The sequence below is a fragment of the Pseudomonas sp. HMSC063H08 genome (assembly GCF_001813645.1).
In the GTDB taxonomy this organism is placed as follows: Bacteria; Pseudomonadota; Gammaproteobacteria; order Pseudomonadales; family Pseudomonadaceae; genus Pseudomonas; species Pseudomonas aeruginosa.
This window is the reverse complement of record NZ_KV813521.1, coordinates 1-16,173: the sequence shown is the minus strand read 5'-3', so window position 1 is coordinate 16,173 and position 16,173 is coordinate 1. Positions and strand designations below refer to the sequence as shown.

Below are 16,173 nucleotides of genomic sequence, written 5' to 3'. Positions count from 1 at the left end.
GTCAGTCCTTGCAGAGCAACAGGCAGCGGGTCATGGCGCGAACCATGTGGTTCTCCACGGTGGTCATCGAGACGCCCAGGCGCTCGCCGGCCGACCTGTAGGTAAGCCCTTCGAGCTGTACCGCGAGGAACACCTGGCGGGTACGCTCGCCCATGCCGTCGAGGGCGAGGTCGATGGCAGTCAGGGTCTCCAGGATCGACAGTCGCGTTTGCGCTGGAATGTCCAGCGGCTCCGGCCGCGCGGCCAGGCTGTCCAGATAGGCCTGCTCGGTGGCGCAGCGGCGGAAGCTGTCGCTCATCAGCGCCCGGACGCTCGCGCTCAGATAGCAGCGCGGTTCACGGAGGGCCTCGGCGCTACGCGAGGCGAACACGCGCACGAAGGTGCCGTGGGCGAAATCGGCGGCATCCTGGGCATTGCCCAGGCACAGGCGAAGCCATTGCCGGAGCCGGCTTCCATGCTCGACGCGGGGTTTGCCTATCGAGGCCGTCGGGCACGCTGGCCGTTCTTCTTGCGGTGGATGGGGGCTGGCGGGAGGGAGCATGGCAGTTCACGACACTTATGATAATGAGTCTCATTCTATTTACGCCCGAAGCGGAACTGCAACTGCGCATGCGATCGCCCGGCAGCGCCACCGTTCGGCGCCCAGCACGGCTCGAAACGCCCGCAGGTCTAGACTTCCACGGTCGCCCCCGCCCATGGAGACCCAGCCATGATCAGCAAGAACACCATCTGCCTCTGGTACGACAGTGCCGCCCTGGAGGCCGCGACCTTCTACGCCGAGACATTTCCTGACAGCGCCGTGCTGGCTGTCCATCGTGCGCCCGGCGACTACCCTTCCGGCAAGGAGGGCGACGTGCTGACGGTGGAGTTCCGGGTGATGGGCATTCCCTGCCTCGGCCTCAACGGCGGCCCGGCCTTCCGCCACAGCGAAGCGTTCTCCTTCCAGGTCGCCACCGACGACCAGGCCGAGACCGACCGCCTGTGGAACGCCATCGTCGACAATGGCGGCGAGGAAAGCGCCTGCGGCTGGTGCCGCGACAAATGGGGCATCTCCTGGCAGATCACCCCGCGCGTTCTCAGCGAAGCCATCGCCAGCCCCGACCGCGCGGCGGCCAGGCGCGCCTTCGAGGCGATGATGACGATGGGCAGGATCGATATCGCCGCCATAGAGAAGGCTTTCAAGGGCTGAACGCCCCAACGCCTTGCAGAGGAGTTCCGAAATGGATCGATTCACCGGCGGCTGCCTCTGCGGCAAGGTCCGCCTGGTGGCGAGCGGCCAGCCCTATCGGGTCGGCCTCTGCCACTGCCTCGACTGCCGCAAGCACCACGGCGCGTTGTTCCACGCTTCGGCGATCTTCCCCGAGGAGGCGGTGAGCATCGAGGGCGAGACCCGCGACTACGCCGGGCGTTTCTTCTGTCCGCAGTGCGGCTCGTCGGTGTTCTCGCGCAGCGCCGACGAGATCGAGGTCAGCCTCGGCGCCCTCGACGCTCCCGACCAGTTCCAGCCCACCTACGAACTCTGGACCATCCGCCGCGAGGGCTGGTTGCCGGCGTTTCCGCTGGCACGGCACTATGAAAGGGATCGCGAAGGCGACGGCCGTAGCGAAGAGTGATGTTATTCCGCCAGGAGAAGGGAGGCAGCATGGACGAACTGTTCGAAGAGCACCTGGAGATCGCCAAGGCGCTGTTCGCCCAGCGCTTGCCGTACTGGTGCGATGTCTTTCTGCGCCCGGCCGACCGGGCTTTCAACGCCTACCTGAATGCCCGCGGCCAGGCCTCCACCTACCTGGTGCTCGAAGGCTTCGATCCGGTCTATATTCCTCGCGGCTGCGACCTCGACGCCGTGCGCGCGACCGCCAGGGCCAGGGCGCGACTGAGAGAAGCGGGGCTGGGCGAAGACGCGCTGCCCGTACTGCTCTGAGCGCAGGCCGCCAGTATCGCGGAAGCATCTGCTGGCAATTCCTCCCACCGCACTGTCCGCCAACGGAAGGCTACATGAACGCCCACCCCTACCTGCTCCGCCTCGCCGCCGGCCTGGCGCTGCTCCTGCCGGCCGCCTGCACGTCCCCTGCCCCGCCAGCACCGAACCTGACCGCGCTGTTCGCCGACGCCCTGCACTGCCGCGGCGACTTCCCCGACGCCCGCGACCGCGCAACCGCCGAGCGCCTGCGCGCCGAGGGCGTCGAAGTGCTGGATCGCGCGCCCGGCGAGACCCTCGACCTGCTCTACCGCTTCGCCACCCCGCTGCGCATCGACGGCAGCCTGGTGAACGCGGTGCGGGTACGCGGCGACAGCGGCGTGCTGGTGATGGCCTACGCCGAGGGCGACCTCGAAGACTTCGCCCGGCGCCAGGGCGCGACGCCGCACCCGGCGGAACGCGCCGCGCTGGATGGTTTCGGCGAGCTGGAGGTGCTCTACAGCCGGCCGCTGTCGCCGCGTCCCGGCCTCGACGAAAGCCCGCCGCGCCTGGTGATCGGCCACGGGATCGAGGCGGCGGCGCAGGCGTTCCGCTGGGGCTGCCGGAGCTACGACGGTTGAGCAGGCGCTCCGCCAAGCCTGGCACCCGGAACTCGTAGCGGTTTTCGTCGCCTCCGGCGAGGTCAGGGTTGGAGACATGGCCCTCGGGGCAATATGCTGTGGCCACGACACACGCTGTGAGCGACTATCGATGCCAGGGACTGCACTGTTCGAAAAGCCACGCTGGTTGCGCGACCTCCTGCGCTTCCTGCCCCTCAAGAGCCAATTCGTCCTCTCCGGGAACATCCGCGACCTGCAAGCCTGCGAAGTGGTGCCGGGTACGGTCACCGCGCAGAGCTTCAACCAGACCCTCTGCGACGCCTTGCTGGACGCCGGCTACGCCCAGGTGCTGGCCTGGGATCCGCTGGCCGGGTTCCGCGTGCTCGGCCGGCCGGGCAGCGAGGCGGGGGCCACTCCGCAGGTGCTTCTCGACCTCGGCCTGACCCCGGTGGACGGCGCCGCGCCGGCCGGCATCGACCTGCTCGGCGCGACCCTGCAACGCCTGGTCAACCGTAGCGGCGAGCCGATCGCCCTGATCGTCGACTTCGCCTCGCGCCTGGCGGTGCGCAACGACGCCCTGAGCGCCGCCGAGCATCAGTTGTTCACCCAGGCCCTGGTGCTCTCCCACCAGGCCCGCAGCCGTCCCGCCGGGGAACAGCGCAAACCGTTCTTCAACAGCGTGCTGTGGGTGGTGGAAAAGGAAGGCGACCTGCCCGACTGGCTGCTGGTGGACAACCCGCGCCTGCGCCATATCCCGGTGTCGAAGCCCGACCAGCCGGCGCGCCGGGCCCTGGCCCCGGCGCTGCTCCGCGGGCTCGGCGGCGCGGGCGTCGCCGAGGAGGCCCTGCAACAGGCCGCCGCAACCTTCGTCGAGAACACCGAAGGCCTGCTGCTCCTCGATCTCAACGCCATCGTCCAGTTGGCGCGCGTGGAAGGCCTGGCCATGGAACGCATCGCCGACGCCGTGCGGCGCTACAAGGTCGGCGTCACCGAAGACCCCTGGTTGAAGATCGACCGCCAGCGCATCCGCCAGGCCGACGAGATCGTCCGCCGCCGGGTCAAGGGCCAGCAGCACGCGGTGACCCACATGCTGGACATCGTCAAGCGCGCGATGACCGGGGTCGGCGCCAGCCGCAAGGGCAACCGCCCGCGCGGCGTGGCCTTCCTCGCCGGGCCCACCGGGGTCGGCAAGACCGAGCTGGCGAAGACCGTCACCAGCCTGCTGTTCGGCGACGAGAGCGCCTACATCCGCTTCGACATGTCCGAGTTCAGCGCCGAGCATGCCGACCAGCGCCTGATCGGCGCGCCGCCCGGCTACGTCGGCTACGACGTCGGCGGCGAACTGACCAACGCGATCCGCGAAAAACCCTTCAGCGTGGTGCTCTTCGACGAGATCGAGAAAGCCCACCCCCGGATCCTCGACAAGTTCCTGCAGATCCTCGACGACGGCGTGCTCACCTCCGGGCGCGGCGATCGCGTGTACTTCTCCGAGGCGCTGATCGTGTTCACCTCGAACCTGGGCATCTACCGCCAGGGGGAGAACGGCGAACGGGTCGCCAACGTGCTCCCCGGCGAGCCCTTCGAGGCGGTGCAGGGCAAGGTCCACGGCGAGATCGAGCGCTACTTCAAGCTGGTTCTCAACCGCCCGGAAATCCTCAACCGGATCGGCGAGAACATCATCGTCTTCGACTTCATCCGCGCCGACGTCGCCGAGCAGATCTTCACCCAAATGGTCGACGGCACCTTCGCCGACCTCCGCGAGCAGCGCCTCGTCATCGAACTGGCCGAGGCGCCGCGCCAGGCGCTGCACGACCTCTGCCTGGGCGACCTGTCCAACGGCGGCCGCGGCATCCGCAACCAGCTCGAAGCGCGCCTGCTCAACCCGTTGTCGCGGGCGCTGTTCGACCAGGACGCGCAGCCGGGCGAGCGCTTCCTGATCAGCGCCCTCGACGCCGACGGCCTGACCCTGGAACGCCGCTGAGATGGAACTGAGCCTGTCGCGGGTGCATTTCCCGGTGACCACCCTGGGCCCGGGACGGCGCCTGGGCATCTGGTTCCAGGGCTGTAGCATCCGCTGCCCCGGCTGCATCTCCGCCGATACCTGGGGGCCGGGCCAGCGGCGCATCGCCCTGGCACGCCTGCTCGCCGACATCCAGCCATGGCTGGAGCAGGCCGAGGGCATCACCGTCTCCGGCGGTGAACCCTTCGAGCAGTTCGCTGCCCTCCTCGCCCTGCTCGGCGAACTGCGCCAGCGCAGCCGCGCCGACATCCTGGTCTACAGCGGCTACCCGCTGGAGCATCTGCACGCGCAACTGGAACAGGCCGCCGGGCTGATCGACGCGCTGATCAGCGACCCCTACCAACAGCACGCCGAACAGAGCCTGGCCCTGCGCGGCAGCGACAACCAGCGCCTGAGCCTGCTCACCGACCTCGGCCGCTCGCGCCTTGGCGGCTACCAGCGGCCACTGCGCGAAGACGACAAGGCCCTCGACCTGATGTTCGACCATGACGGCAGCGTGTGGATGGCCGGCATCCCGCGCCGCGACGACCTGCTGCGGCTACAGGACCTGCTGCGCGAACAGGGCCACCAACTTAGCGTCAGCGCCCATCGGCCGCGCTGAATGGATCGATACCGATGATACGTTTCTGCCCCAACTGCCAGAGCGAACGCTCGCTTTCGGAAATCTTCTGCGAAGGCTCGATCCAGGGCCAGCCCTGCGGCTGGGACCTTTCCGCCGAAGCCATCCATCCCGCCGGCTGGCGACCACAGCCGGTGCTGACCCAGGAAGCCATCGCGCCGCCCGCCAGCGAGCCGCCAACGGCGTCCGCCCCGCTCTGCGCCAACGGCCACCCGCTGCAACCCGGCGACCTGATGTGCCTGGAGTGCGGCGCCGCGCCGGCCGAAGGCCCGCTGCCGATGCAGGCCGAGGCCACGCCGCAGCCCGCCGTCACGGAAACCCTGATCGACGGCTGGCGCCTGCTGCGGCAGATCGCCAGCAGCGACGGCGTGCGCGAGCGCTACCTGGCCGAACATGCGGAAAGCGCCCGCCAGGCGGTGCTCACCCTGTATCGCCCGGGCGCCGAGCCGGACCCGGCGATCTACGACGTGATCCGCCGCCTGCCGCGCGAACACGTACCGGAAATCCTCGCCACCGGCCGCTGGGACGAGCGCGCCTACGAAGTGGTCGAGGAACTCACCGGCGGCAGCCTCGCCGACCTCGGCACCGTGCTGGAGGACCGCGAGGCGGTGCGCCACGTGGTCCGCGAGCTGGGCCACGCCCTGCACGTGTTCAACGAAGCCGGCCTGCGCCACCGCGACCTGCGCCCGGCCAGCCTGCTGGTGCGCAGCCACGAGCCGCTGGACCTGGTGATCAGCGGCTTCGGCTCGGCGCGCCTGTCGGAGTTCGACCTGGATATCGTCTCGCCGCTGGAGACCAGCCGCTACATGGCCCCCGAGGCGATCGCCGGCGGCGTGGCGGCGGCTTCCGACTGGTGGAGCCTGGGCATGATCCTGCTGGAGCAGTTGACCCGCGGCGCCTGCTTCGAAGGAGTCAACGCCAACGCCTTCCTGATCCACGTGCTGGCCAACGGCGTAGCGCTGCCCGACGACCTCGACCCGCAGTTGCACCTGCTGCTGCGCGGCCTGCTTGCACGCGACCGCCACCAGCGCTGGCAGTGGCCGCAGGTACAGGCCTGGCTGAACGGCGAGGCGGTGGACGCGCCGGCCTCGGCGGACAGCGAAAAGGACGACGCCGAAGGCGCCAGCATCGCCCTCGGCGCCCGGCGCTTCCGCAAGCCAACGGTCTTCGCCCTGGCCGCGGCCCAGGCCGAGCACTGGGCGGAGGCCCTCGACCACCTGCTGCGCGGGGCGATCGTCACCTGGGCCGAGCACATCGGCCTGTCGCCCAGGCTGCTCGCCGGCCTGCGCCAGGTGGCCCAGCACGAGGGGCTGGAGGACGACTTTCGGCTGATGCTGGCGCTCAAGCTGCTGAACCCGGAAATCCCGCTGATCCAGCGCGGCGAGATCGTCACCCCCGGCTGGCTGCTGGAGCATCCGCTGGAGGGCTACCGGCTGATCAGCGGCTCGGTCCCCGACCTGCTCGAACAGTTGCACACCGAAAGCTGGCTGTCGCGGCTCAAGACCCGCGCCGAGAACGTCCGCCAGCGCGCCCTGCACCAGCACATCGAACTCGCCGAAGAACAGTTGCGCATCTACCTGCTGTCGACCTCGCGGGCGCGCCTCGCCGCGCAGTGGCAGGAGCGCCAGCGCCTCCTGCCGGACACCGAGCACCCCGGCCTGCTGGCCCTGGCCGAGCGCCGGGTGATCGCCGAGGAAGACCTGATCGTCCTGCTCAGCGCCAACATCGGCCAGTTCCGTGCCGCCGAGGCGATCGTCGAGGAAGCCGCCGGCCTGGCCCGCGACGCCGATGTGCACCTGTTCGACGCGGAGACCGCGCGCGGCCTGTTGCAGCACTCGCGGCAGGAGCTGTACCGCCGCGTCGACGAACGCATCAGCGGCTTCGCCCGCAGCGGCGTGCCCAGGGTCGACGAATGGGCCGAGCAGTTCCGCCTGGAGCGGCGCATGCCGTTGGCGAGGGTCCTGGTGCTGCTGGCGATCCCGCCGGAACAGTGGCTGGAACCGCAGAAGCAGCAGTACGTGTCGCAGATCCTCGATTTCTTCGAGAAGAAAGTGGTCGCCGCGGTGATGCGCGGGCCGCTGGTGCGCATGAGCATCGGCAAGAGCACCCCACGCATCGACCTCAACGAACTGCACAGCGCGCGACGCCCCGCCGCCGCCCTGCTCGACCACCTGCTGCAACGCAACGCCCGCGCGGTGAGCCTCGACCCGGACAGCTTCCTCGCCAACCCGCAACTGGAAGTGCGGCTCAACGCGCTGTCCCGGCAAAGCTCGCTGTACAAGCGCGACACCGGCATCGACGGGCTCTACCTGGGCTTCCCCTTCCTGCTCAACCGCGACCCGCGCGGCACCACCCGCACGCGCATCGTGCCGCTGCTGCTGTGGCCGCTGAAGCTGCAACTGGAAGTCGGCAGCCGCGGCCAGGTGGCGCTGGCCTTCGACGGCGAGCGCGAGGAAGTGCGCCTCAACCCGGCCCTGGAAAGCCTGCTCGGCCCCGAGCCGTGCAAGCGCTGGCGCAAGGTCGCCGACGAACTGCTCGGCCGCTCCGCGCTGCGCGCCGCCGACGTGATGGATGCCTTCGGCCTGCTCGCCACCCCGCGCGGGCGGGTGCTGGAAGGATTGCCGCCGAGTTCCACCGAGGTCACGCCCTACCAGGACCAACTGGCCTGCGCCGCGGTGCTGTTCCACGTCACCTTCATGGGCCAGGCGATCGGCGAGGACCTGCGCCAGTTGAAGAGCCTGCCGCCCTCCGGCACTGGCCTGGAGACCGCGCTGCGCCTGCGCGAGAACGGCGAGCCGGAAGCCCGCGAGAGCCCGCCGGAGTTGCAGCGCTACTTCACCGTGGCCAGCGACCCGTCCCAGGAGGCCGCCGTGTTGCAGGCCCGGCAGAGCCCGGGGCTGCTGGTGGAAGGCCCGCCCGGTACCGGCAAGAGCCAGACCATCGTCAACATGGTCGCCGACGCCATCGGCCGCCAGCGCAGCCTGCTGATCGTCTGCCAGAAGCACGCCGCCCTGGAAGTGGTGCACAAGCGCCTGGTGGCCGAGGGCCTGGGCCAGCGCATCGTCATGCTCAACGACGTCAACCGCGACCGCGAACCGGTGATCCGCAACATCCGCGAGCAACTCGAAGCGCTGTTCGCCGACGCCGGCGGCGCCCAGGGCTGGGAGCGCCAGCGCGAGCGCCTGGCGGCGCGTATCGAGGCGCTGGAAGGCGAACTGGACCGCTACCACCAGAGCCTGCACCGCGTGGACGAGGCCACCGGGCTGAGCTACCGGCGTCTGCTCGGCGAACTGATCGAGCTGGAGAAAGGCTCGCCGCCGCTGGACTTCCCGGCCCTGCGCCAGCGCCTGGCGGCGCTGGACATCGGCAGCATGGCGCGCCTGGAGGAAAACTGCGCGCCGCTGGTCCGCCTCTGGCTACCGGCCCACTATGAAGGCAGCCCGCTGGCGCAACTGCGCGCCTTCGCCACCGACCAGGCCACCCTGCAAGCCTTCGCCGACAGCCTGCGCGCCTTCGGCGAAGCGGAGAACGCCCGGCAGAAAGCCCTCGACGAACACCCGGCGAGCTTCGAGGTCGACGACCCGACGCCCTACCGCGCCTGGCTGGCAAGCCAGGTCGGTACCCTGCTGAATTTGCGCGAGGAGCAGCGCCAGCGCCTGGCCCACTGGCTGCCGCTGTTCCGCGACGCCACGCCAGGGCAGCCGAGCCGTGGCGACGGCCTGTTGGCGGAGGCCGAGCAGATCGAACGGCAACTGCGCCAGCTCGACCTCGAACGGCATGCACCGCTGCTGTCGCCGGCCCTCGCCATGCTCGAAGAGAACAACCTCGAACGCTTCCAGGCCCACGCCCGCCAGGTGCTCGAGGCACGCACCTGGCTGGCTCGGCTCAACCCGCTGCGCCTGCTGCGGCGCGGCCGCCTGCGGCGCTTCCTGCGCGAGCACGGCGAGGCCGACGACGACAGCCGCCTGGCCACCCTCCTCGGCGCCTGCGACCTGGAGCGCCAGTGGCGGCCGCTGCGCCGGCAACTGGCGGCGCTGCAACAGAGCCTGGGGCTGGCGGCGCTCGCCGCTGACGCCGGCCCCGAACTGGCCAACCTGGCCGGCCACGCCAGCCAGCAACTGCGCGAGATCCAGGCCCTGGCTCGCGGCCTGGCCCAAGCGCCGCGCTCCGAGCAGCTCGACGTAGTGATCCTCACCGGCGAGAAACAGCGCTTCGAAGCGCTGCTCGGCGACCTCGACGCCGCGCTGATCCGCCAGGCCGCTCGCCAGCTCAGCCTGGACAAACTGAAGGTGCTCGCCGACTGGCTCGGCGACGAACTGCTGGAACAGCTGCACCGCGCCATCGCCGGCAACCAGAGCAACCTGCCGGCCCTCGGCCGCCTGCGCGAGGCGCTGCCGCAACTGGTCGCCTACCAGCGCTTCCGTGGCCGCGCCAACCAGCTCGAAGCCACCGACCTGGAATTCCTGGCCCTACTGCGCCAGCGCCAGGAACGACTCGACGCGATTCCCGCCGAAGCACTCGAAGCCACGGTGCGCCGCATGCTCAATCGCGAAGCGCGGCTGGGCTGGAAGCAGCGCCTGGAACAAGACAATCCGGAACTGCTGTTCAGCCAGGACGAAGCCAGGGCCAGGGTCGCCAGCCTCGCCGAAGCCGACGTGCAGATGCGCGCGCTGAACCGCGAACTGCTCGGCAAGGGAATCGACGCCGCGCGCCTGGGCAGCCGCAAGCAGTGGGAAGACGTCACCCGCCTGACCGGCAAGCGCTCGCGGCGCCTGCGCGAGTTCATCGAGCTGGGCGCCGAACTCGGCCTGATGAGCCTGCGCCCGGTCTGGCTGATGAACCCCGACCTGGCCAGCCGCGTGCTGCCGCTCAAGGCCGGGCTGTTCGACACGGTGATCTACGACGAAGCCTCGCAGATGCCGGTGGAATTCGCCCTACCGACCCTCTATCGCGGGCGGGTCACGGTGGTCAGCGGCGACGAGAAGCAGATGCCGCCGACCGCGTTCTTCTCCAGCCGCGTGGAAAGCGACGAGGCCGAGCTGTTCGACGGCGAAGCGCCCGACGAGGACGCCGACGAGGAGCAGCTCGAAGCCTACGAGGACACCTGGAACCGCCGCGAGATCAAGGACTGCCCGGACCTCCTGCAACTGGCGCGCAACGCCCTGCCCAGCACCACCTTGCAGATCCACTACCGCTCGGCCTACCGCGAGCTGATCGGTTTTTCCAACGCCTCGTTCTACGGCAACCGCCTGAGCGTGCCGGTACGCCATCCGCAGGCCAACATCCTGCGCATCAAGCCGCTGGAACTGATCCAGGTGAACGGCCTGTACCAGAACCAGAGCAACGAGCGCGAGGCCGAGCGAGTCGTCGACTACCTCGCCGAACTCTGGCGCCAACCCTACGCGGCGCGGCCGTCGGTGGGCGTGGTCACCTTCAACCGCAAGCAAGCCGACCTCATCGAGGAGCGCCTGGAACTGCGCGCCGAGCAGGACGAGGCGTTCCGCGCCGCCTACAGCGAGGAGCGCGAGCGCAGCGAAGACGGCGAGGACATGGGCGTGTTCGTGAAGAACGTGGAGAACGTGCAGGGCGACGAGCGCGACGTGATCGTCTTCTCCTCCACCTTCGGCCGCAACGGCCAGGGCAGCTTCCGGCGCAACTTCGGCGTGCTCGGGCAGACCGGCGGCGAGCGCCGCCTCAACGTGGCGGTGACCCGCGCGCGGCGCAAGGTGGTGATGATCACCTCGATGCCGATCGGCGACATCTCCGACATGCTCGGCACCCAGCGCTCTCCGAGCAGCCCGCGCGACTACCTGCAAGGCTACCTGGAATACGCCCGCGCACTGTCCGCCGGCGAGTTCGCCGGTACCGGCCAACTGCTCGAGCGCCTGCACACCGACCGCAGCGACCAACGCCGCCAGCACTACCAGCGGCACGACGGCTTCAGCGAGATCGTCGGCGAGTACATTCGCTCGCTGGGCTGGTCCGCCGCGCCCGCCAGCGAAGGCGACGCCTTCGGCCTCGACTTCGCCATCGAGAACCCGGCCACCGGCCTCTACGCCATCGGCATCGAATGCGACGCCCCCTGCCACCCGCTGCTGGAACGCGCCCGCGCCCGGGAAATCTGGCGACCCTCGGTGCTGCGACGGGCGATCCCGCACCTCCACCGGGTTTCCTCCCAGGGCTGGTACCACGACGGCGACAACGAACGCGCACGGCTGCGCGCCGCCATCGAGAAGGCCCTGGCGCCCAGCGCGGAAACCCATCCCACGGCAGCAGCGGAGGCCTCCCAATGAGCGGACCGAAAGTCGTACGAATCGTCACCCGGGAAGAAGCCATCGCCACCTGCGAGCGCGACCTGCAACGCCTGGACAAGGCCCTCGCGCGCTGGGAAAACCAGGCCAGCCGGCTCGCCCAGCTCAGCGACGCCGAGCGCGCCGCCGCCCACGCCCGCCGCGCCAGCCTGCACGCCCTGCTCGAACAGGAACGCTGGCTGGACGTGCAACTACAGGTGAAGATCGAAAGCGAATTCCTCAAGCGCGACCTCGCCGAACGCGAAGAGCGCGCCATCCGCCAGGCCGCGGAAACGCGCCAGCAACACCGCCGCCTCCAGGAAAACGCCAGCGCCCTGCTCCAGGCCCTCGACGCCAGGCCCGATGCCGCCAGCGCCGCACTCCGGCAAACCCTGCAAGCGCTGGCCGACGGCGCCCTCCGCGACGACGCGGAAGCCCTGCTCGCCCAAGGCTTAGCCGCCCTCGCCAGTGCTCCCACCGAAGAACGCCTCAGCGCAGCCCAGTACGAACTCGCCCAGCGCCTGAAGACCGACGAAGCGCCCATCACCCTGGAACAGTGGCGCGCCCGCCAGCAACAGGACGCCCCGCGCGAACAGCACCTGGCGCGCATCGACCGGCACATCGCCGAACTGCAACTGCTGCAAGGCGAGGCCAGCGCCCAAGCGTTCCTCGAGCGACTGGCCCGCGCCGAAGCCGAACAGCGCCCGGAGCGCCGCAACCTGCTGCTCGACAGCCTGGTCCTCGACCTCGCCCAGGCCGCCCGCGAACACCAGCAGCAACGCCAGCGACTGGAACACCTGCAAGACCTCGCCAGCGAAGTCGCCGCCCTGGGCGCCGCCGAACACGCCGAACTGCTCCAGCGCGCCGCCGCCTGCCAGCCCGACAGCGATCCGCAGCAACTCGCCGAACTCACCGAGCGATGCAACGCCATCCTCACCGCCCACCTCCAGCAACAGGCCGCCCTCGCCCGCCGCCAAGCCGTGCTCCAGGGCCTCGCCAGCCTCGGCTACGAAGTCCGCGAAGGCATGGCCACCGCCTGGGCGCAGACCGGCAGGGTCGTCCTGCGCAAACCCGCCACCCCCGGCTACGGCCTGGAAGTCGGCGGCAAGGCCGACAACGGCCGCCTGCAACTGCGCGCCGTCGCCCTCAACGCCAACCGCGACAGCCAGCGCGACCGCGACATCGAAACCCTCTGGTGCGGCGAGTTCCAACGCCTCCAGGCCCTGCTCGCCGCCCAGGGCGGCGAACTCAGCGTGGAACGCGCGCTGGGAGTGGGAGAAGTGGCGTTGAAGGAGATTGGCGAGGAAGAGCAGCAGGAGATGGGGGTGGTGCGGCAGAGGGGGTTGTGAAGGGGCCGGCTGGCGCCTCGGCGAGGCATTCGATCCGGGCAGTCCATCGCTTGACCCCTGGATGCCCCCTCGCTACCCTGCCGGCCAGGTGCTGAACACACCTTCTCTAGGCGGTTAGCCGCTCCCGAAAGCCAAGCGGTTTTTTACCTACACAGGAAAAAATCATGGCTACCCAGAAATCCCCTCTTTCGAATTCTCGACTTCTAACGATCGGCTACCAGCTCTATGAAAGCCGTCATAGCGATTGGGAACGTCGTGGCAAACCACGGCAAATTCCCTACCTGCGCTTGAGCGGCGACTGGCTGGAGGCTGCGGGCTTTGAGGTTGGCTGCAAGGTGAGCATTCAGGTCACCAGGCGGCGCCTTGTCATGCAAGTGGTTGAGGATTGAGGCCAAGCGCCCCTCGGGCAGAGGGTATCTGCTCAGGGGGCGCTGGTTTCGCTGTGAACCTTCATCCCATTCCTGCCGCATCTCGCCCTGCGCTCGCACGCCAGGCCTCGTAGGAAAACGTCGCTCAGACACCGCTGTCTCCTCGAGCTGAAGCCAGCATGGGAGAGCAAGCTCAGCGTGAAGCGAACTCCTGGACTACAGGAAGCAGCAAAAAACCTATGGGTGGCTGACGATTCGCCGAGGGCATGTCCGACAGCTTGTAGCCCCCTATCCCATGAAGAATCCCTACGATCTTTCTCCCTTCGTCTGAAGGAAGTATGGTGGCGGGCAATGGCGTCGCAGACGCCCGAGGCCCCGCCTCGCCGCCAGCCCGAAAAGATTCCTGGATATCGCCGTGACAAACGCATCGCCCCCCTCCTCCCTGGTAGACGTCGGCCAGCTCGCAGCCGCCCTCGAACGTTTCGCCGCCGAGCGCAACTGGGCCCAGTTCCACTCGCCGAAGAACCTGGTCATGGCCCTGACCGGCGAGGTTGGCGAACTCAGCGAGATCTTCCAATGGATGGACGAGGAGCAGTCGAAAGACGCCGCGCGTCATCCCGACACCGCCCAGGCGGTGCAGGACGAACTGGCCGACGTACTCATGTACCTGGTGCGCCTGGCCTCGGTCCTCGGCGTCGACCTGGATGCCGCCGCCCGGCAGAAGCTGGAGCAGAACAACCGGAAATACCCGATAGAGAAAGCCCGGAATAGCAGCAAGAAATACGACCAGTTCTGAAGAAAGGCCATATCAGGGAAGATCGACGTGATCGTTTACGAAGCGACCAAGAAGCAGTTCCTGCAAGACAGCGACAACGACGATATCGAAGAGGTGATCCTCCAGCATTTCAAGGCGGTCACCGGCAAAAGCGTCGGCAACTCGGAAATCAACTCGTGGAAAGGCTCCCTCGGCTACATGGCCAAGGTACTGCGCGACGAGGAAGTGCCCGACGACACTGGCCTGGCCATCGAGTTGCATATCCCCCAGACCTCCAAGCGCATCGACATCACCCTCACCGGGCGCGACGAGTCGGGAGCCAAGAACGCGGTGCTGGTTGAACTGAAGCAGTGGAGCAAGGCCAGCGCCACCGGCAAGGACGCCATCGTCCGCACCGCCCTGGGCAATGGCCTGCGCGAGGTCGTCCACCCCTCCTACCAGGCCTGGTCCTACGCCACCCTGCTGGAGGGTTTCAACGAGGCGGTCTACGAGGCAAGCATTTCCGTCCGCCCCTGTGCCTACCTGCACAACTACCCGCGCGACGGTGTGATCGACTCCCCGCACTACCGCGACTACATGGAAAAGGCCCCGCTGTTCCTCAAGGGCAAGGACGAACTGGCGCGCCTGCGCAGCTTCATCAAGCAGCACATCAGGACCGGCGACGCCAAGGAAGTGCTCTACGAGCTGGCCAACGGCCGGATCCGCCCGTCCAAGGCCCTGGCCGACTCGCTCAAGGGCCTGCTCGCCGCCCAACCGGAGTTCGTACTGATCGACGACCAGAAGGAAATCTACGAGTCCGCCATCGCCGCGGCCAGGTCAGCCTCCGAGACGCATCCCCGTGTACTGATCATCGAGGGCGGCCCGGGCACCGGCAAGACGGTGGTCGCGATCAACCTGCTGGTCCACCTCACCGGGCTCGGCCTGGTCGGCAAGTACGTGTCCAAGAACGCCGCGCCACGCAAGGTCTACGAATCCAGGCTGGTGGGTTCCATCACCCGCAGCCGCTTCTCCCACATGTTCACCGGCTCCGGCGGTTTCATCGAGACCGAGCCCAACACCTTCGACATGCTGATCGTCGACGAGGCCCACCGCCTGAACGAGAAGAGCGGGCTCTACGGTAACCTCGGCGAAAACCAGATCAAGGAACTGATCGAAGCCTCCAAGTGCGCCATCTTCTTCATCGACGAAGACCAACGCGTCACCCTCAGCGACATCGGCAGCAAGCAGGCCATCCGCGAGTTCGCCAAGGCGAAAGGCGCCACGGTCGAGGAATACAGCCTCGCCTCGCAGTTCCGCTGCAATGGCTCGGACGGCTACCTCGCCTGGCTCGACGACGTGCTCGACATCCGCCCGACAGCCAACCAGCAACTCGACACCAGCCAGTACGAATTCAAGGTCTTCGACACCCCCGAGGCCCTGCACGCCGCCATCGCCGCCCGGAACCAGGACAACAAGGCCCGCGTCGTGGCCGGCTACTGCTGGCCGTGGCGCAGCAAGAAGGATCCCCGGCAACAGGACATCGTCATCGGCGACTACCAGCGCCAATGGAACCTCGACCAGGACGGCAGCCTCTGGATCATCGCCGAGAACTCCATCGAACAGGTCGGCTGCATCCATACCTGCCAGGGCCTGGAGGTCGACTACATCGGCGTCATCATCGGCCCGGACCTGATCGTCCGCGACGGCAAGATCATCACCGCCCCCGAACAACGTGACCGCCACGACAAGTCCATCCGCGGCTACAAGAAGCTGATGAAGGAAAACCCGGAACTGGCGCGGAAGGAGACCGACCTGATCATCAAGAACACCTACCGGACGCTGATGACCCGGGGGATGAAGGGGTGCTACGTGTTTTGTACGGATGAGGAGACGGCGAGGTATTTTCGGGGACGTGGCGGGAGGTAGGACAGCTTCCAGGGTATCGTGGACGCGTCATGCAAAGAGATGGGGATGAGGGATTTTAATATTCTACCCCTTGTACCCCATGCCAGTGGTCGACCTCATAAATCATTGATTTTAAAAGCCTCACTTAGGGCGCTCGCTGCCACCGATGCCCCACGATGCCTGACGATCTTCAACGACTCCCCGCAAAAGTCCCTATGCCTCGGAAAAGCCGCCAACCCCAACAACACCACCTAACAACAAGAAACAGGACCTCGTGCCGAGCTTGTTAGCGCGACTGACTAGCCGTCCGAAAGCAAAATGTAGTGGTCTACTGATCCCGGACACCGATTT

12 protein-coding genes are annotated in these 16,173 nt (G+C 68.1%); 11 read left to right on the top strand and 1 reads right to left on the bottom strand.

Going from position 1 to position 16,173, the window contains the following annotated elements; all coding sequences use genetic code 11:
• Position 1: 1 nt before the first annotated feature.
• Complete coding sequence (locus tag HMPREF2924_RS21905) at positions 2–541, bottom strand: sigma-70 family RNA polymerase sigma factor (RefSeq protein WP_003131039.1); 540 nt, start codon at positions 539–541, stop codon at positions 2–4.
• Between the two features lie 168 nt (positions 542–709).
• Between HMPREF2924_RS21905 and HMPREF2924_RS21900 the strand changes: the two genes are divergently transcribed.
• The 11 genes from HMPREF2924_RS21900 to HMPREF2924_RS21850 all read left to right on the top strand — a co-directional run bounded on the left by HMPREF2924_RS21900 (position 710) and on the right by HMPREF2924_RS21850 (position 15,843).
• The gene (locus HMPREF2924_RS21900; RefSeq protein ID WP_003131038.1) at positions 710–1,189 is read left to right on the top strand and encodes a VOC family protein; all 480 of its coding nucleotides are present in this window, start codon (positions 710–712) and stop codon (positions 1,187–1,189) included.
• Between the two features lie 31 nt (positions 1,190–1,220).
• Entirely contained in the window at positions 1,221–1,613 is a 393-nt protein-coding gene (locus HMPREF2924_RS21895) for a GFA family protein (protein ID WP_003090602.1), read from the top strand.
• Positions 1,614–1,642: 29 nt separating this feature from the next.
• Positions 1,643–1,921, top strand: coding sequence for a hypothetical protein (locus HMPREF2924_RS21890; RefSeq protein WP_003090604.1), 279 nt, complete (start codon positions 1,643–1,645; stop codon positions 1,919–1,921).
• Between the two features lie 74 nt (positions 1,922–1,995).
• Positions 1,996–2,538, top strand: coding sequence for a hypothetical protein (locus HMPREF2924_RS21885; RefSeq protein ID WP_003131036.1), 543 nt, complete (start codon positions 1,996–1,998; stop codon positions 2,536–2,538).
• Positions 2,539–2,614: 76 nt separating this feature from the next.
• Positions 2,615–4,498: an AAA family ATPase gene (locus tag HMPREF2924_RS21880; protein ID WP_003131033.1), complete on the top strand. Its 1,884-nt coding sequence runs from the start codon at positions 2,615–2,617 to the stop codon at positions 4,496–4,498.
• A gap of 1 nt (position 4,499) precedes the next feature.
• Entirely contained in the window at positions 4,500–5,138 is a 639-nt protein-coding gene (locus HMPREF2924_RS21875; protein WP_003131031.1) for a 4Fe-4S single cluster domain-containing protein, read from the top strand.
• A 14-nt stretch (positions 5,139–5,152) separates the two neighbouring features.
• Positions 5,153–11,449, top strand: coding sequence for an AAA domain-containing protein (locus HMPREF2924_RS21870; protein ID WP_023094657.1), 6,297 nt, complete (start codon positions 5,153–5,155; stop codon positions 11,447–11,449).
• Entirely contained in the window at positions 11,446–12,795 is a 1,350-nt protein-coding gene (locus tag HMPREF2924_RS21865; RefSeq protein WP_004363353.1) for a coiled-coil domain-containing protein, read from the top strand. The genes HMPREF2924_RS21870 and HMPREF2924_RS21865 overlap by 4 nt, the downstream gene beginning before the upstream one ends.
• A 164-nt stretch (positions 12,796–12,959) precedes the next feature.
• On the top strand, positions 12,960–13,184 hold the full coding sequence (locus HMPREF2924_RS21860) for a SymE family type I addiction module toxin (protein ID WP_016263393.1): 225 nt from the start codon (positions 12,960–12,962) through the stop codon (positions 13,182–13,184).
• Positions 13,185–13,578: 394 nt separating this feature from the next.
• Positions 13,579–13,959: a nucleotide pyrophosphohydrolase gene (locus tag HMPREF2924_RS21855; RefSeq protein ID WP_023094656.1), complete on the top strand. Its 381-nt coding sequence runs from the start codon at positions 13,579–13,581 to the stop codon at positions 13,957–13,959.
• Between the two features lie 27 nt (positions 13,960–13,986).
• On the top strand, positions 13,987–15,843 hold the full coding sequence (locus HMPREF2924_RS21850) for a DUF2075 domain-containing protein (RefSeq protein ID WP_003127466.1): 1,857 nt from the start codon (positions 13,987–13,989) through the stop codon (positions 15,841–15,843).
• The last annotated feature ends 330 nt before the right edge of the window (positions 15,844–16,173 follow it).